This is a genomic window from Burkholderia torrens (assembly GCF_984668525.1).
Genome location: NZ_OZ480212.1, coordinates 3,021,354 through 3,037,401, shown reverse-complemented (window position 1 = coordinate 3,037,401; position 16,048 = coordinate 3,021,354). Strand labels below are relative to the sequence as shown.

Here is a 16,048-nt window from a genome sequence, read left to right as displayed (position 1 = left end):
GAGGAGCATCGATGTCCATCCGTTTCGCTGTTTCAACCTTCCTGTCCGTCTTGGTGCTGTCCGCATGCGGCGCCTGGCAGTCCGTCTCGGACGCCTCGTCGAGCGCGTATCACGCTGTTTTCTTCAAGCAGGTCAAGGTGCTCAACGTCGATCTGTCCGCCCGAGAGGCACTGAACCCCGATGACGCCGGCCGCGCGACGTCGGTCGCGGTGCGCGTGTATCAGTTGAAGGACCGCAAGATGTTCGATGGTGCGTCCTACGAGGACCTGCTGAAGAATGACCGGACGGTGCTTGCACAGGACCTGCAGGCCAACCTTGCCGCGGTGTTGAATCCGGGGGCGTCGGCAAGCCTTACGCAGCCGATGCAGGCCGATACGAAATACGTCGCGATCGTGGCGTTCTACCGCAACCCGGGCAACGGCGACGGGTGGAAGTACGTGATCGAAAAGAAGAAGCTCGACGCGGACAAGCCGTTGAAACTCGAGCTTGTCGATCAGCTTCTGTTGGCCAGCGGCGCTATTCGCAACACATCGAGGTAGTGCCTGGCTGGCCAGGCGTCGTGACGATCCATGAAATGCAAAGGACATGACCTGACACGACCCGCGCACTCGATGAACCGAATCGCGAGAGCCGACGAACCCGTGCCCGGGAAGGGATTGCCGCGAGTGTTCGAGGACGGCTCATGCGTGTGCATCAATTCCGCTGACGTCCCCGCACCCTGTTCAACACCCCATACGCCACCGACCCGATCACGATCCCCCAGAACGCCGACCCGAGCCCGAGCCACGTCATCCCCGACGCGGTCGCGAGGAATGTGATCACCGACGCTTCGCGATGGTTCTCGTCCTCGAAGATCCCGTGCACGTTCGCGCTGATCGCGCCGATCAGCGCGAGCCCCGCGAGGATCGCGACGAATGCCTTCGGCAGCGCGAAGAACACCGTGACGATCGTGCCCGCGAACAGCCCGCCGATCAGGTAGATCACGCCGTTCGCGATGCCCGCGATATAACGCCGGTCCGGATCCTCGTGCGCGTCCTTGCCGGTGCACAGCGCCGCGGTGATCGCGGCAACGACGATCGTGATTCCGCCGAAGCACGCGACGACGAGCGACATCACGCTGGTCGCGGTGATGATCGGGCGCGCCGGGGTGTGATAGCCGGACACGCGCAGGATCGTCATCCCCGGCAGGAACTGGCCGGTGAGGCTGACGACGACGAGCGGCAGCGCGAGGCTGAGCGTCGTGCCGAGCGTCCATTCGGGCGCGATGAAGATCGGCCGCGCGATGCTCGGCGACACGTTGCCGAGATGCGTCATCCCGAGCAGCGTCGCGAGCGCGGCGCCCGTCAGCAGCACGAGCACGATGCTGTAGCGCGGCAGCACGCGCCTGAAGATCACGTAGGCCGCGATCATCCCGAACGCGAGCACGGGCTGATCCGACGCGGCGGAGAACGCATGCATGCCGAACGGCAGCAGGATGCCGGCCATCATCCCGCACGCGATGCCGCGCGGAATGTGGCGCACGAGCCTGTCGAAATAGCCGGTCACGCCGATCAGCAGGATGATGAGCGCAGCCGTGATGTACGCGCCGACGGCCTGGTTGAGCGTCAGTTGCGGAAACAGGCCGACGAGCAGCGCGGTGCCGGGCGCCGACCACGCGGTGATGACCGGCACCTTCATCTTCCAGCTCGCGAACAGGCCCGAGACGCCCGCGCCGATCGAGATCGCCCACACCCACGACGACACCATTTCGTTGGACGCATGCGCGGCCTGCGACGCCTGGAAGAAGATCGCGAGCGGGCCCGCGTAGGAAATCAGGACCGCGAGGAAGCCCGCGGTGATCGCGGAAACGGACCAGTCGTTGCCGATCGTGCGGATCGCGCCGGGCGGGGAGTTCGGTTGCATCGTCGTCGGGGCGTGCGGCGCGCGGCCGCGAGGCTGAGCCGGGGCGGATGATTGTTGGAAGCCCCGGATGAGCCGTCATTCTGGGCATTGCCGGTGCAATTGGCAATTCGCGGGCGTTGTCGGCTTTTCGTAAGAATTAGCGCGGAAGCGGCCGAATCGGTGGCCCCGCGGCCCGTCAGGTGCTGATCTGCAGCACCTTGTCGACCACGGCCACCTTCACGCCGCTGCCCGTCGACAGCGATGCCGTGCCTTCGTCGAACGGATGCACGGGCGGATCGGTCGGCGTCCACGCATGGCGCGCGAGCAGCGCGCGATACCCGCCGCGGATCACGAAGCCGCCGCATTTGCGCGCATACGCGTCGCGTCGCATCCGGTACGCGCGCGGCAGGTCGTACCACGGCAGCTTCGGCAGGTCGTGATGAACGAGGTGGTAGTTGTTGTTCAGGTACAGCAGCCGCATCGTGAAGCCGGCTTCGTTGATCGTGATGCGCGCCTTCGGATGCGGCGCGGCGCGGTGCTCGTATAGCGAGCGGATCATCGCGAGCGACAGCGCGGGCCACGTGACGGCCAGCAGGTAATACCACCACGGCACGCCAATCGCCCATTGCAGCCACGCGAGCAGCGCAACCACGCAGGCAACGTGCATCGCCCACATCGGCAGATAGCGGAAGTCGCCGCGCCGAAACGCGCCGAACGCGTCGGCGACCGTCGAAACGACGGAGAGCGGCGGCCCGACGACGATTCGTCCGATGAAAGTCTTGCGCGCGACCGTCAGCGCCCGGCACCAGCGCGACAGCCGCGCCCAGCGTTCGCGTGTCACGTAGTTCGTTTCCGGATCGACGCCCGGCACGGTCAGGTCCTCGTCGCGATGATGGTCGAGGTGCGTATCGCGATACAGCGTGTACGGATACCAGACCGTCAGCGGCGGATAGCCGAGCAGCTTGTTCACGAACGCGGAACGCGTCGGATGGCCGTGCAGCAGTTCGTGCTGCAGCGACAGATGCCATGCGCCGAGCAGGATCAGCGGCGGCGTCGCGGCCACGAGCGACAGGTGCCCGTCGCGCACGAGCAGCAGCACGGCGAGCCAGCCGCCGTAGATGACGCCGACCAGCAGCCAGGTCGGCCACTCGGTGCGGGCAGTGAAGCGGGCGTCGAGCGCGGCAATCGCGCGCGCATGATCGACGTCGAAGTATTCGGCCATGGCGTTGAGGCGGATGGATCGGGCAATGCGGGGAACGAGCGATGGAACCGGTGCGCTCGGCCCGGGTGCGCAGGTGTCTCGCGGATCACGGTCGGCCTGCCCGGCATCGCGCACGTGGCGGTGCCGGCAGGCCTTCGAACGGTACCGGGGCGGGGCGGCGACGCCAACCAATCGATTCGCATTTGCTTATCGTGACGAAGCCGATAAGCATCGGGGGCCGACGCAGATGCGTAAAATGCCCGCATGAACCCATGGATCGCAGTACTGCCGATGTACAACGTGACGCCGCGCCACGCCGCACTGTGGCGCGCGCTGTTGCGCGACGCGCTCGATGCGTTCGCGAACGCGGGCGGCCCTGCCGACGTCGCACGGCCCGACGCGCCGTTCGACGACCTGCACGCGCTATGGCGGCGCGACGACCTGCTGCTGTCACAGACTTGCGGCTACCCGTACCGGATGCTCGGGTTGCGCGACGTCGTGCGATTGATCGCGACGCCGGTTTTCGACGCGGACGGCTGCGACGGGGCGCACTACAGCAGCGTGCTGGTCGTGTCGGCACGTGTGCATGCGGGCGGCGCGACGACGCTCGCCGCATGTCGCGGGCTGCGCGCCGCATACAACGGCGCGGATTCACACAGCGGGATGAATGTGTTCCGGCATGCGGTCGCACCGCATGCGCACGACGGACGGTTTTTCGGATCGGTCACGCCGTTCGGCTCGCACCTGAACGTGCTGCGCGCGCTGGCGTCGGGCGAAGCCGACTGCGCGGCGATCGACTGCGTGACGTTTGCCTATGTGCGCGACGCGTTGCCCGAGCTGCTGAAGGACATCCGGATCATCGGCACGACGGCTTCCGCGCCGGGATTGCCGTTCATCGCATCGCGCGCGCTGCCGGAAACACAGGTCGGCGCGTTGCAGGATGCGCTCGATCGCGCGGCGGCCGCCGATGCGGAACGTGCGCGCGTGCTGAGGCTGAAGGGGTTCGAACGGCTGTCGCCGGCCGACTACGACGCGATTGCGCGGTTCGAGCGGGGAGCCGTCTCGCACGGCTATCCCGAGCTCAGGTGACATACGGGGCGGCGCGCGGCGGTGCTTCGACCGCCCGCACTGCGGCCCGCTTACTCCTCGTCCATCAACCGGACCTTGACCCGCTTGCCCTTGATCTTCCCGGCGTTGAGCTTGCGCAGCGCGTCGTGGGCGACGCCGCGCTCGATCGCGACATAGGTCGAGAACTCAGTCACGTTGATCTTGCCGATCTGCTTGCCGTCGAACCCGGCGTCGCCGGTCAGCGCGCCGAGCACGTCGCCCGGGCGGATCTTGTCCTTGCGCCCGCCGAGGATCTGCAGCGTTTCCATCGGCGGCAGCAGCACGCTGTCGTCCGCCGGCTTCAGTTCGGCGAGCGGATGCCATTCGACTTCGCGCTTCTGCGCCTGTTCGATGGCGCCTACGCGGCCCATCTCGTCCATGCTCGCGAGGCTCAGCGCCCAGCCGTCCTGGTCCGCGCGGCCCGTGCGGCCGATGCGGTGCACGTGCACTTCGGGGTCGGGCGTCACGTCGACGTTGATCACCGCTTCGAGCTGCGCGATGTCGAGCCCGCGCGCGGCGACGTCGGTCGCCACCAGCACCGAGCAGCTGCGGTTCGCGAACTGGATCAGCACCTGGTCGCGCTCGCGCTGGTCGAGCTCGCCGTGCAGCGCGAGCGCATGGAAGCCCTGCGCATGCAGCACGTCGAGCAGGTCGCGGCACTGCTGCTTCGTGTTGCAGAACGCAATCGTGCTCACCGGCCGGTAGTGGTTTAGCAACTGGCCGACCGCGTGCAGCCGCTCGTTCTCGGTCACTTCATAGAAGCGCTGGCGAATCTTGCTGTCGTCATGGCGCTCGACGAGCTTGATTTCCTTCGGATTGCGCAGGAACTGCTGGCTCAGCTTCGCGATGCCGTCCGGATAGGTCGCGGAGAACAGCAGCGTCTGGCGCGTCGTCGGGCACATCCGTGCGACCTTCGCGATGTCGTCGAAGAAGCCCATGTCGAGCATCCGGTCGGCTTCGTCGAGCACCAGCGTGTTCAGTGCGTCGAGCTTCAGGTTGCCGCGGTCGAGGTGATCCATGATGCGGCCCGGCGTGCCGACGACGATGTGCGCGCCGTGTTCGAGGCTCTGCGCCTGCGGGCGCATCGGCGTGCCGCCGCACAGCGTCAGCACCTTCACGTTTTCTTCCGCGCGGGCGAGGCGGCGCACTTCCTGCGCGACCTGGTCGGCGAGCTCGCGCGTCGGGCACAGGATCATCGCCTGCACGTCGAAGCGGCGCGTGTCGAGGCGCGAGAGCAGCGCGAGCGAGAACGCGGCGGTCTTGCCGCTGCCCGTCTTCGCCTGTGCGATCAGGTCCTGGCCGGCCAGCGCGACCGGCAGGCTCGCGGCCTGGATCGGCGTCATGTCGACATAGCCGAGCTGCGCGAGGTTCGCGAGCGTGGCGGGCGTCAGCGGCAGCGCGCTGAACGGCGTGGCGGTCGGTTGCGTCAAGACAGGTCTCCGAGGTAGGGGCGGCCTTCCATCTGCTCGTAGACGACCGTGCCTTCGTCGTCTTCGAAGCGTTCGAGGTAGTTGCGCGCGCCGCACAGCGGGCAGCGGAACAGCAGCCCCTGGCCTTCGTCCTTGATGACGACGTCGGACTGTTCCCACTGCGTGCCGCAGCTCTGGTTTCGGCAGGTAAACACGGTCTTTCTCCAGCTGAATTCGGTTGATGGCGCGCCCGGGCGGGCGCGGCAACGGCGGGCGGCGCTCGCGCGGCTCGGGCGCGGGCCGCACCGGCGTCGCTTGGGTTGCGTCGATGCGGATGATGGATCGGGCGGCGACAGGGTCGCGCGTGCCGCAATTCTAGCGGAAGCGGGCGACCGGCACGGGATATCCGCCCGTGCCCGCCAAGAAAAACGGCCGCCCCGGAGGGCGGCCGTATGGTGCGGCAAAACGGGGCCGGACGCGTTACAGCGCCATGTCGGCCGACGCCTTCGCCGGGCGGGCCGGCGCGTTGCCGGCCGGCTGCGACGGCATGCCGAGGTCGATCTTCGGCGGCGGCGACAGTTGCAGCACGTCGCTCGTGTAGGTCCATTCCTCGACGACCTTCGCCGGGCTGTCGTTCAGCTTCGTGCCGTAGCTCGGCACGATCTGGCGGAGCTTCTGCTGCCACTCGGGCGTCGCGACCTTGTCCTTGAACACCTTCTTCATCAGGTTCAGCATGATCGGCGCGGCCGTCGATGCGCCCGGCGACGCGCCGAGCAGGCCTGCGATGCTGCCGTCCTGCGATGCGACGATCTCGGTGCCGAGCTTCAGCACGCCGCCCTTGACCGGGTCGCGCTTGATGATCTGCACGCGCTGGCCGGCTTGCCACAGGCGCCAGTCTTCCTTCTTCGCGTTCGGGAAGTATTCCTTCAGCGCGTTGAAGCGGTCGTCGTCGGACAGCATCAGCTGGCCGGCGAGGTACTGGACCAGCGGGAATTCGTCGACGCCCACGTGCATCATCGGCGCAACGTTATGCAGGTTGGTGCTCTTCGCGAGGTCGAAGTACGAACCGTTCTTCAGGAACTTGGTCGAGAACGTCGCGAACGGCCCGAACAGGATGATCTTCTTGCCGTCGATGATCCGCGTGTCGAGGTGCGGCACCGACATCGGCGGCGAACCGACCGACGCCTTGCCGTACGCCTTCGCGAGGTGCTGCTTCACGACGTCGGGGTTGTCGGTCACGAGGAACGAGCCGCCGACCGGGAATGCGCCGTAGTCCTTCGCTTCGGGGATGCCCGACGCCTGCAGCAGGTGCAGCGCACCGCCGCCCGCGCCGATGAACACGAACTTCGCGTCGACCGATTGCGGCGGTTCGTCCGAGTGCAGCTTGACCCACGACACGTGCCACGTGCCGTCGGCGTTGCGCGTGATCTCGCGCACTTCGCTCGACAGCGACAGCGTGAAGTTCGGCTGCGTCTTCAGGTAGCCGACGAACTGGCGCGTGATCTCGCCGAAGTTCACGTCGGTGCCGATCGGCGTCCACGTTGCCGCGACCTTCTGGTTGCGGTCGCGGCCTTCCATCATCAGCGGCACCCACTGCTTGATCTGGTCGTAGTCTTCCGAATACTGCATCCCGCGGAACAGCGGGCTCGCCTGCAGCGCTTCGTAGCGCTTCTTCAGGAAGCGGACGTTGTCGTCGCCCCACACGAAGCTCATGTGCGGTGTCGAGTTGATGAACGAGTGCGGGTTCTTCAGCACGCCCTGCCTGACCTGCCACGCCCAGAACTGGCGCGAGATCTGGAACGACTCGTTGATCTCGATCGCTTTCGAGATGTCGACCTTGCCGTCGGCCTTCTCCGGCGTGTAGTTCAGTTCGGCGAGCGCCGAGTGGCCGGTGCCGGCGTTGTTCCAGCCGTTCGAGCTTTCCAGCGCGACGCCGTCGAGGCGCTCGACCATCGTCATCGACCAGTCAGGTTGAAGCTCGTGCAGCCAGACGCCGAGCGTCGAGCTCATGATGCCGCCGCCCACCAGCAGGACGTCGACCTTCTTCGTATCGGCGGCGTGCGCGGACGATGTCGCGACGCACAGCGCGAGCGCCGACAGTATTACCCGTAACGTTTTGATCACAGCAGATCCCTTTTTCAACTTGAATGCATCGGTTTGCCATGCCGCCCGGCGTGCGGTTCCGTTGCGCCGGCATAGGGGTCCGGAGATCCGGACCGCGAATCCGGAATTCCGGATCGGCGCTGCGCGCCGTTGCATTTGCGCACGCGAAGCCGTTCGGAAGGACACCTTCGGATCGGCTTCAGCGGGCAGGCAAGCGCCTGCGTCGCGAGAGTGCGCAACGCGCCCGGGCCCTTGTGGCAAGCCTCGGCGGAAAGCGCTTCAGGCTGCATGAAAAGGGGCCGCGCGCGACGCGTTTGTGCGGGGGCGGGGTGGCAAGGGGCGCGTAATATAACCGAACTCGGACAACGTGTCGCAGACGACGAATATCCCTGTTTTTGTGGGGTTTTTCGTGTGTCCGGGTTTCCGGAATGACGGTATGCGACGCAGGAAAATCGGCGGGGTCGGAGTGGCGAAATGCGGGTGTCGGGCACGCCGCGCGCCGGGCCGGTACTGCATCGAATCGCGGCGTTGCACCGCGACCCGTTCACATCAAATCACGTCACATCACTTCGCTGCGCCGTTCCGGCAGAACTGCTCGTAGCCCTGCGCCGAATTCGCGAAGCCGTGCGCCTTCGCGAGTTCCCACGGACGCTCGCATTGCTGCGTGCGCTCGCACCACGTGTAACCGGCCGAGCCGATGCAGCCGTGTGCGTCGCGATCGCCGCCGACCATCGGCGGGGCTGCTTGCGCGGACGTATCGGCGGGTGCCGACGCATTGGCCGGCGCGGAGGATTGCGCCGCACACGCGCTCAATGCGAATGCGCAGGCGATCGCGGCGGCCAGCGACGCGGAGGGGACGTAACGTTTCATCGGGTAGCGCTCCATGGGGTGACGATCGACGGCGGATGCCCGTGCGCGGGCGCTTGAACATTCACGCGTCCGGCACCGGCACGCGCGACGAGAACTTCACCTCGCGCAACGCGAGGCTCGACTGGATCGACGACACGCCGGCCTGCTTTCGCAGCACGCGCTCGACGAATTCCGCATACGCGTCGAGATCGGCCGCGACGACCTGCAGGATGTAGTCGGCCGCACCGGTGATCTTGTGGCACGACGTGACTTCGTCGTGACGCCGCATCACGTCCTCGAAGTGATCCGAATCCTGATCCGAGTGCATGTTGAACGTCACCTGTACGAACGCGAACACGTTCATGCCGAGCGCGCGGCGGTCGAGGTTCGCCTGGTAGCCGGTGATCACGTGCTCGTCCTCGAGCCGCTTGCGGCGGCGCCAGCACGGCGTGACGCTCAGCGACAGCTTCTCGCCGAGCGTCGCGTTCGACAGCGCGCCGTCTTCCTGCAGCAGGCGGAGCATCGCGCGGTCGACGCCGTCCAGTTCAACTGAAGCGCGATTTTTGCTCATATCCGGAATCCTGTAGACAGATTTCTCAAAATTGTACGAAACGAAGAAGCGAAAAGCAAAGCTATTGCCGGCCAGCGTCAATAGACTGTTGCCACCCCTTTCCCCTCGTCATCACGGCAACGGTCAACCATGCTCACGGTCTACAGCAGCGATCACCACCTGCATCGCGGCGTCGAACTGAAGGACGGCGCGATCACCGAGTCGTTCGAAAACCCCCTTCGCGCCGAAACGGTGCTTGCGCAAGTCCGCGCGGCCGGCCTTGGCGACGTGATCGCGCCGCGTGCGTTCGACCGCGCGAGTTATGCCGGCGCGCACAGCGCGCGCTACGTCGATTTCCTCGCGGGCGCGTGGGACGAATGGACGGCGACCGGCCGCACCTGCCAGGCGCTGCCGCTCGTGTGGCCGGTGCGCGCGATGCCGGCGTCGGTGACGCTGCCCGGCTTCATCGACGGCAAGCTCGGCTTCTTCGCGATGGACGCCGGCGCGCCGATCAACGCGGGCACGTGGGATGCGGTGAGCGCGAGCGCGAACTCGGCGCTCACCGGCGCCGACCTGCTGTCGGGCGGCGGCGCGCGCGCGGCGTTCGCGCTGTGCCGCCCGCCCGGCCATCACGCAGGCCGCGAGTACATGGGCGGCTACTGCTACCTGAACAACGCGGCGATCGCGGCGCAGCACGGCATTGCCGGCGGTGCGGCACGCGTCGCGGTGCTCGACGTCGATTTCCATCACGGCAACGGCACGCAGGACATCTTCTACGCGCGGTCGGACGTGCTGTTCGCATCGCTGCACGGCGAGCCGGCAGTGTCGTACCCGTACTTCTCCGGCTACGCGGACGAACGCGGCGCGGGGACCGGCGAAGGCTTCAACCTGAACCTGCCGCTGCCGAAGGGCACGCAGTGGGACACGTATTCGGCCGCGCTCGGCCAGGCCACGGCCGCGATCGTGCAGCACGCGCCCGACCTGCTCGTCGTGTCGCTCGGCGTCGACACGTTCGAGCACGACCCGATCAGCCATTTCAAGCTGCGCTCGCCCGACTACCTGCGGATCGGCGAGGCGCTGGCGCGCCTGAACCTGCCTACCCTGTTCGTGATGGAAGGCGGCTACATGGTCGACGAAATCGGCATCAACGCGGTGAACGTACTGCTGGGATTCGAAGGGCGTGCGTGAGCGCGCGGCATGACTTTCGACGAACGACGGATCTGAACACGAACGAAGCGCGACAAGGATGGAGACAACCATGAATCGACATCACAAGACAGCACTTGTCACCGCGGCCGCACTGACGTGCGCGCTGTCCGCAGGGCCCGCACACGCGGACGACATCGTGCGCGTCGGGCACGTCGCGCCGCTGACCGGCGCGATCGCGCACCTCGGCAAGGACAGCGAGAACGGCGCGCGGCTCGCGGTCGAGGAGATCAACGCGAAGGGGCTGACGATCGGCGGCAAGAAGGTCACGCTACAGCTCGACGCGCAGGACGACGCAGGCGATCCGCGCACCGCGACGCAGGTCGCGCAGCGGCTCGTCGACGACAAGGTCGTCGGCGTCGTCGGCCATCACAACTCGGGCACGTCGATCCCGGCGTCGCGTGTGTATCGCGACGGCGGCGTCGTGCAGATTTCGCAGGCCGCGACCAACCCGACGTACACGCAGCAAGGCTTCAGGACGACGTATCGCGTCGTCGCGACCGATGCGCAGCAGGGGCCGGCGCTCGCGATGTATGCGGCGAAGAACATGGGCATCAAGACGGTCGCCGTGGTCGACGATTCGACCGCGTACGGGCAGGGGCTCGCGACCGAGTTCGAGAAGGCCGCGAAATCGGCCGGGATGAAGGTCGTGTCGCGCGACGCGACCAACGACAAGGCGATCGACTTCCGTGCGATCCTCACGAAGATCAAGGGCGAGAACCCGGACGCGATCATGTACGGCGGCATGGACGCAACAGGCGGCCCGCTCGCGAAGCAGGCGCGCCAGCTCGGCATGCGCGCGAAGGTCCTCGCCGGCGACGGCGTGTGCTCGACCGACCTGCCGAAGCTCGCGGGGCCGGCGTCGGACAACGTCGTGTGCTCCGAGGCCGGCATCGCGCTCGAGAAGATGCCGGGCGGCGCGGCGTTCGCGAAGCGCTACGAAGCGCGCTATCACCAGCCGATGCAGGTGTATGCGCCGTTCTCGTACGACGCGGTGTACATCATCGTCGATGCGATGAAGCGCGCGAATTCGACCAACCCGGCGAAGGTGCTGGCCGCGATGCCGGCCACCGACTATCGCGGCGTGATCGGCGAAACGAGCTTCACGCCGCAGGGCGACCTGAAGCACGGCGCGATCTCGGTGTTCACGTACAGGAGCGGCAAGAAGGCGCTGCTCGATATCGTCAGGATGTAACGTCGCGGCCAGGCCGTGCTGCCTCACGAAATCCGCATGCGCGCATCGTCCGCGCGGCGCTCCGCGTCGTGCACGATATGCAGCTCGCGCGTGCGGATCGGCAGCGCGCAATTCGCATCGGCAAGCGTCTTGCGTACCTGGCGCGCGAGGCGCCAGCGCATCGCCCAGAACTTGTCGGTATGCGTCCACACGCGCATGTTCGCGACGGCCGTGCTGTCGTCGAAGCGCATCACCATCACGTCCGGCGCGGGATCCTGCAATACGTCGGGATCGGCCACGGCCAGTGCCCGCAGCGCGTCGAGCGCGCGATCGATAACGTCATGCACCGACACTTCCACTTCGAGATCGAGGCGGCGCGTCGGATTGCGCGTGTAGTTGCGCAGCGAGCTGCCCCACAGCGCGCTGTTCGGCACGTATTCGCAGATGCCGTCCGGCTTCGTGAGCCGCGTCATGAAGAGCCCGACCTCGTCGACGGTGCCTGCGACGCCTGAGCCGCCGTCGATGTAATCGCCGACCTTGAACGGCCGCAGCAGCAGAAGCATGATGCCGGCCGCGATGTTCTGCATCGTGCCCTGCAGCGCGAGGCCGATCGCGAGGCCGGCCGCGCCGAGCACAGCGATGAGGCTCGCGGTTTCGATACCGAGCTGCGACAGCGCACCGACGATCGCGACGATGCGGATGCCCCACACGGCGACGTCGCAGAGGATGGGCCGCAGCGTGTCGTCGACGCGCTCCTTGTTCGCGAGCAGCCGGTTCAGCCAGTTGCCGATGCGTTTCGACAGCCACCAGCCGGCGACGAGCAGCGCCAGCGCGGCGCACAGCCTGAGGGAAAGGGTGGACAGCGCGTTCCACAGGAACGTCCAGCGTTCCGGGTGAAGTTGATCGAGAAACATGACGGGATTCCGGGTTGAAAGATGATGCAGCGTCGGGCTGCCGGCAGCGTTCGACTGTACGCGCGGCGCGGTGGTTCAAGCGAATGCTCTGGATCGGAGTACGTCGATTTAGTACTGGTACTAAGTGATGATTCGAGAAAATAGGATTGGTCCTATTCAGCCATTTTGAGCATGCCGATACACTCGTCTTGATGTCGCCGGATCGCGATGCAGGTTCCTCCGCGATACCCGGTCCCTTCCTGGTTTTTCATCGATAGATAGCGAGTGACGACGTCATGCGGTTAGACCTGCGTTTCCGTCTCGCACGCGAACAGGGTCAACCCGCTCGACGCGGCGTTCGCTGTTTCCCGTTTCGCCGCGTATTTCTGCGCGGCGCCATCGCGGCGGCCTGTGCGGCCGGCGCGCAGGCCGCGATCGCGCAGGTGTCTCACGACGCTGTGCCGTTCGCGTCCGTGGCGGCGGAAACGGCAGACCTTGTCGACGTGCCTTTTTTCAATGCCGCGCGGACGACGTGGGGCGGCTTGCGCGCGTCGACGGCCGCGCCGCTCGATGTCGCGTATGCATCGCATGGTTCGAGCATGTCGACGGATGACGGTCGCGATGACCCGGTCGCCCGCTTCGGCGCATGCGTCGCATATCGCGTGCTGTGCGATGCGGCGCGCGGTGCGGTCGAACGCGGCTATGCATCGCGGTTCGATTACGGGCTGGCGTCGGCGTTGCCCGCGATGGGCACACAACCGGCGTTCGAGCGCGGCGCCGTCGATCTGGCATCGGCCGATCCGTTCACGCTTGCCGAGCCGGATCGCGGCACGCGCGCCGGCACGATCACCGGTAGCCTGCACGCGTCGCTGACGCGCGCCGAACTGCCGGCCGGGGTCGCCGCGCAGATCGTCCGCATGCTCGCGGGGCGCGTCGATCCGAAGCAGCGCGGTGTGGTCGGCGATACCTTCCGCGTCGCATTCGAACCGGATAGCAGCGCGATGCGGCCGGGCCGCGTGCGCGTGACGGCGCTCGACATCCGTTTTTGCGGGCAGCATGTGACGGCCGTGTGGTTTGCGCCGCAAGCGGGCTCGCCGGGCGCCTACTACGACCTCGACGGCATGCCGCTCGCCGGCACCCGGTTTGCGATGCCGGTCGCCGCGACGCGGATCAGCTCGCCGTTCGGCACGCGCGTGCATCCGGTGAGCGGCGCGCGCCACGTGCATTCGGGCGTCGATCTCGCGGCGCCGGCTGGCCGTGCGGTGCATGCGTCGGAGCGCGGCGTCGTGACGTTCATCGGCACCGAGCTGAACGGCTACGGCAAGTACGTGGTGATTCGCCACGACGGCGGCTATGCGTCGTACTACGCGCATTTGTCGGCGTTCGAGCCGACGTTGCGAGTCGGTGTGCAGGTCGTGCGCGGCCAGCGCGTCGGGGCCGTCGGCAGCACGGGAACCGCGACCGGCCCGCATCTGCACTTCGAGGTGCGCAGGCATGCGCGCCTTGTCGATCCGATCGAACTGGTGCACGCAGCCGAAGCGGCGAAGCTGAAGGGGGCGCAGCGCGTGGCGTTCAACGGTGTGGCCCGTGATGCGCGCACGCAGCTCGCGTCGGTGGTTGTGCCACAGCCTGTTGCGATGTCGATGCTTTCCCCGTTGTCTGACGGCTGACCGCCAGCCGCCGACCGTCCGTTGATGCCAGTCGCCATGGCCGGCATCGTTGCGTGGGCCCACCGGCGCTCCATCGTCGCGGCATGCGCGCAACGGCGACGCCCGCACAGTCGGACTGGTCTTACGTCCCGCCTGCGATTTCAGCCCGGTCTGATGGTCCCGCTTTTGCTCCGTCGCTAAGATTTTCGTATGCAACGCGTGTGGCGATTTCCACCGATGGTCATCGCTGCCGCGTTCGCTCCGCAATCGACCTGACCATGGACGTCGGATGGTGCCCGGTGAGGCGCCACGCGCGTCATGCATCACGGTCGCTCTACGCAAAACACGGCGCGAAACGCACGACGACACAACCGGATGAAAAGCCATCTATGTCAAAACTGGATCTCACATCGAAACGCACCTGGGGGGCGCTGGCGGCGATCGCCGTCGTTGCCGGCGCATTGACGTCTGCCCTTGCATGGGCGGCGGGCTGGATCGGCTCGCGCACGACCAGCGCATCGCTGGTGTCGGAGACGCCGCAGCCATTCCCGCCCGGCTTTCGCCGCGCGCACGGCAAGGGCATCTGCTTTGCCGGCACCTTCCGTCCCAACAGTGCGGGGGTGCCGTTGTCGACCGCACGCGTTTTCACGCAGGCGAACATTCCTGTCGTCGGCCGGCTCTCGATCGGTACCGGCAGTCCGCATGCGGCGGACGGCTCCACGACGACGCTGAGCATGGCCCTGCGGCTGACGACCGACGACAAGCAGCAATGGCGCATGGCGATGAACAACCAGCCGTACTTCGCGACACACGAACCGGAGGGCTTTCTGGCCATGCAACAGGCGACGGCGCCCGATCCGGCCACCGGCCAACCCGACCCGGCGCGGCTGGCCGCGTTCCTGAAAGCGTACCCGGAGGCGGAGAAGTTCATGAAATGGGCGGCGCAGGAGCCGGCACCCGGCAGCTTCGCCGGCGCGACGTTCTACAGCGTCAATGCGTTCTATTTCGTGGCCGCCGACGGTCACCGGCAGCCGGTGCGCTGGATGATGCGCCCGCATGATCCGTTCATGTCGATGAGCGAGGTGCAGCTGCAGAAGGCCGACCACGACTTCCTGTTCGAAGGCGTGCGCGCGCGGCTCGCGCAGAAGCCGCTCTATTGGGACTACGTGCTGCAACTGGCAGAACCGGGCGATGTGGTCGACGACGCGTCGCAGCCGTGGCCGGCCGATCGCAAGCAAATTGTCGCCGGCACGCTGGAAGTGACGCGTGTCGTCGAGCAGGCAGAGGGCGCATGCCGCGATATCAACTTCGATCCGTCGATCGTGCCCGCGGGCGTCGAGGTCACGAACGATCCGATCCTGAACGCGCGCTCGGGTGCGTACGCGCATTCGTACAATCGCCGCGAACGGGAAATCGGCTACGGCAAGGCGACCGAGGCGGTCGGCAAGCAGGAGGCCAAATGAATACGCAGAAGACTACGAGCGGCGGCGCGCCGCGTCATTTCAACGCGCTGGCCCGAGGCCTGCACTGGCTGATGGCCGTGATGATCCTGGCCATGTTGTTCATCGGCGCGGGCATGATGACGTCGCTACATCATCGGATCTGGCTGATCGACCTGCATCGGCCGTTGGGTATCGCGATCCTGGTGCTGGCGCTGCTTCGCCTCGCAAACCGGCTGCGCAGCCGGCCGCCCGCATTGCCGGAGAGCCTGCCGTCCTGGCAGGTACTGGCGGCCAAGGCATCGCATTGGGCGTTGTATGCGTTGATGCTGGCAATGCCGCTGATCGGCTGGGCGTTGCTGTCGGCGGGCGGTTTCCCGATCGTCCTGTTCAAGGGCGTCAACTTGCCCGCGATCGTACCGGTCAGCCCGACGCTCTTTGCATGGTTGCGCGATGCGCACGGCCTGCTGGCACGGCTGCTGTTCGTGGTCGTGGTGGCCCATCTGTCGGCAGCCCTCGTCCATGCATGGATTTACCGGGACGGCGTTTTCTCCAGCATGGCGAAGGGCGCGCGCCAACGCGGATAA

General features: G+C 66.7%; 15 protein-coding genes. 7 read left to right on the top strand and 8 right to left on the bottom strand.

The genetic code is table 11. The features are described from left to right. Nucleotides 1-11: 11 nt before the first annotated feature. The gene (gene tssJ / locus AC5LXX_RS29855; protein ID WP_493412146.1) at nucleotides 12-539 is read left to right on the top strand and encodes a type VI secretion system lipoprotein TssJ; all 528 of its coding nucleotides are present in this window, start codon (nucleotides 12-14) and stop codon (nucleotides 537-539) included. A gap of 154 nt (nucleotides 540-693) precedes the next feature. Here tssJ and AC5LXX_RS29850 read toward each other — a convergent pair whose 3' ends face one another. Both AC5LXX_RS29850 and AC5LXX_RS29845 read right to left on the bottom strand, forming a co-directional pair. Continuing rightward, nucleotides 694-1,902 carry a benzoate/H(+) symporter BenE family transporter gene (locus tag AC5LXX_RS29850; RefSeq protein WP_493412145.1) on the bottom strand — a complete coding sequence of 403 codons (1,209 nt, stop codon included), beginning with the start codon at nucleotides 1,900-1,902 and terminating at the stop codon, nucleotides 694-696. 175 nt (nucleotides 1,903-2,077) lie between these two features. Then, complete coding sequence (locus AC5LXX_RS29845) at nucleotides 2,078-3,103, bottom strand: fatty acid desaturase (RefSeq protein WP_493412144.1); 1,026 nt, start codon at nucleotides 3,101-3,103, stop codon at nucleotides 2,078-2,080. Nucleotides 3,104-3,346: 243 nt separating this feature from the next. Here AC5LXX_RS29845 and AC5LXX_RS29840 point away from each other — a divergent pair, with 243 nt between their 5' ends. Then, a complete protein-coding gene (locus AC5LXX_RS29840; RefSeq protein WP_493412143.1) occupies nucleotides 3,347-4,171 on the top strand; it encodes a phosphate/phosphite/phosphonate ABC transporter substrate-binding protein in 825 nt (274 codons plus the stop codon). Nucleotides 4,172-4,221: 50 nt separating this feature from the next. Here AC5LXX_RS29840 and dbpA read toward each other — a convergent pair whose 3' ends face one another. The 5 genes from dbpA to AC5LXX_RS29815 form a co-directional block, all read right to left on the bottom strand. Then, nucleotides 4,222-5,619, bottom strand: a complete 1,398-nt coding sequence (gene dbpA / locus AC5LXX_RS29835; RefSeq protein WP_493412142.1) for an ATP-dependent RNA helicase DbpA — start codon at nucleotides 5,617-5,619, stop codon at nucleotides 4,222-4,224. Continuing rightward, nucleotides 5,616-5,813, bottom strand: coding sequence for a hypothetical protein (locus tag AC5LXX_RS29830; RefSeq protein ID WP_124454371.1), 198 nt, complete (start codon nucleotides 5,811-5,813; stop codon nucleotides 5,616-5,618). The genes dbpA and AC5LXX_RS29830 overlap by 4 nt, the downstream gene beginning before the upstream one ends. Before the next feature lie 265 nt (nucleotides 5,814-6,078). Then, nucleotides 6,079-7,722 (bottom strand): malate dehydrogenase (quinone), encoded by a 1,644-nt coding sequence (mqo, locus tag AC5LXX_RS29825; protein ID WP_493412141.1) that lies wholly within the window; start codon nucleotides 7,720-7,722, stop codon nucleotides 6,079-6,081. 543 nt (nucleotides 7,723-8,265) lie between these two features. Continuing rightward, nucleotides 8,266-8,571, bottom strand: a complete 306-nt coding sequence (locus AC5LXX_RS29820; RefSeq protein ID WP_493412140.1) for a hypothetical protein — start codon at nucleotides 8,569-8,571, stop codon at nucleotides 8,266-8,268. A 61-nt stretch (nucleotides 8,572-8,632) separates the two neighbouring features. Further along, on the bottom strand, nucleotides 8,633-9,121 hold the full coding sequence (locus AC5LXX_RS29815) for an Lrp/AsnC family transcriptional regulator (RefSeq protein WP_493404176.1): 489 nt from the start codon (nucleotides 9,119-9,121) through the stop codon (nucleotides 8,633-8,635). Nucleotides 9,122-9,250: 129 nt separating this feature from the next. Here AC5LXX_RS29815 and AC5LXX_RS29810 point away from each other — a divergent pair, with 129 nt between their 5' ends. After that, on the top strand, nucleotides 9,251-10,288 hold the full coding sequence (locus AC5LXX_RS29810) for a histone deacetylase family protein (RefSeq protein WP_493412139.1): 1,038 nt from the start codon (nucleotides 9,251-9,253) through the stop codon (nucleotides 10,286-10,288). 70 nt (nucleotides 10,289-10,358) lie between these two features. Further along, nucleotides 10,359-11,501, top strand: a complete 1,143-nt coding sequence (locus AC5LXX_RS29805; RefSeq protein ID WP_493412138.1) for a branched-chain amino acid ABC transporter substrate-binding protein — start codon at nucleotides 10,359-10,361, stop codon at nucleotides 11,499-11,501. A gap of 23 nt (nucleotides 11,502-11,524) precedes the next feature. On the opposite strand, the gene AC5LXX_RS29800 is transcribed toward AC5LXX_RS29805, so the two are convergent. Beyond that, nucleotides 11,525-12,394, bottom strand: a complete 870-nt coding sequence (locus AC5LXX_RS29800) for a mechanosensitive ion channel family protein (protein WP_493412137.1) — start codon at nucleotides 12,392-12,394, stop codon at nucleotides 11,525-11,527. A gap of 275 nt (nucleotides 12,395-12,669) precedes the next feature. Here AC5LXX_RS29800 and AC5LXX_RS29795 point away from each other — a divergent pair, with 275 nt between their 5' ends. From AC5LXX_RS29795 to AC5LXX_RS29785, 3 genes are all read left to right on the top strand, one after another. Then, nucleotides 12,670-14,043: a M23 family metallopeptidase gene (locus AC5LXX_RS29795; RefSeq protein WP_493412136.1), complete on the top strand. Its 1,374-nt coding sequence runs from the start codon at nucleotides 12,670-12,672 to the stop codon at nucleotides 14,041-14,043. An 83-nt stretch (nucleotides 14,044-14,126) separates the two neighbouring features. Next, nucleotides 14,127-15,485: a catalase family peroxidase gene (locus tag AC5LXX_RS29790; RefSeq protein ID WP_493412135.1), complete on the top strand. Its 1,359-nt coding sequence runs from the start codon at nucleotides 14,127-14,129 to the stop codon at nucleotides 15,483-15,485. Then, nucleotides 15,482-16,048, top strand: a complete 567-nt coding sequence (locus AC5LXX_RS29785; protein ID WP_493412134.1) for a cytochrome b — start codon at nucleotides 15,482-15,484, stop codon at nucleotides 16,046-16,048. Before AC5LXX_RS29790 ends, AC5LXX_RS29785 begins: the two co-directional genes overlap by 4 nt.

What these genes read in the sequence shown, in the direction of transcription:
- tssJ (WP_493412146.1), top strand. Translation starts at nt 12, where the DNA reads ATGTCCATCCGTTTCGCTGTTTCAACCTTCCTGTCCGTCTTGGTGCTG.
- AC5LXX_RS29850 (WP_493412145.1), bottom strand. Translation starts at nt 1,902, where the DNA reads ATGCAACCGAACTCCCCGCCCGGCGCGATCCGCACGATCGGCAACGAC.
- AC5LXX_RS29845 (WP_493412144.1), bottom strand. Translation starts at nt 3,103, where the DNA reads ATGGCCGAATACTTCGACGTCGATCATGCGCGCGCGATTGCCGCGCTC.
- AC5LXX_RS29840 (WP_493412143.1), top strand. Translation starts at nt 3,347, where the DNA reads ATGAACCCATGGATCGCAGTACTGCCGATGTACAACGTGACGCCGCGC.
- AC5LXX_RS29820 (WP_493412140.1), bottom strand. Translation starts at nt 8,571, where the DNA reads ATGAAACGTTACGTCCCCTCCGCGTCGCTGGCCGCCGCGATCGCCTGC.
- AC5LXX_RS29815 (WP_493404176.1), bottom strand. Translation starts at nt 9,121, where the DNA reads ATGAGCAAAAATCGCGCTTCAGTTGAACTGGACGGCGTCGACCGCGCG.
- AC5LXX_RS29810 (WP_493412139.1), top strand. Translation starts at nt 9,251, where the DNA reads ATGCTCACGGTCTACAGCAGCGATCACCACCTGCATCGCGGCGTCGAA.
- AC5LXX_RS29805 (WP_493412138.1), top strand. Translation starts at nt 10,359, where the DNA reads ATGAATCGACATCACAAGACAGCACTTGTCACCGCGGCCGCACTGACG.
- AC5LXX_RS29800 (WP_493412137.1), bottom strand. Translation starts at nt 12,394, where the DNA reads ATGTTTCTCGATCAACTTCACCCGGAACGCTGGACGTTCCTGTGGAAC.
- AC5LXX_RS29795 (WP_493412136.1), top strand. Translation starts at nt 12,670, where the DNA reads ATGCGGTTAGACCTGCGTTTCCGTCTCGCACGCGAACAGGGTCAACCC.
- AC5LXX_RS29790 (WP_493412135.1), top strand. Translation starts at nt 14,127, where the DNA reads ATGCGCGCAACGGCGACGCCCGCACAGTCGGACTGGTCTTACGTCCCG.
- AC5LXX_RS29785 (WP_493412134.1), top strand. Translation starts at nt 15,482, where the DNA reads ATGAATACGCAGAAGACTACGAGCGGCGGCGCGCCGCGTCATTTCAAC.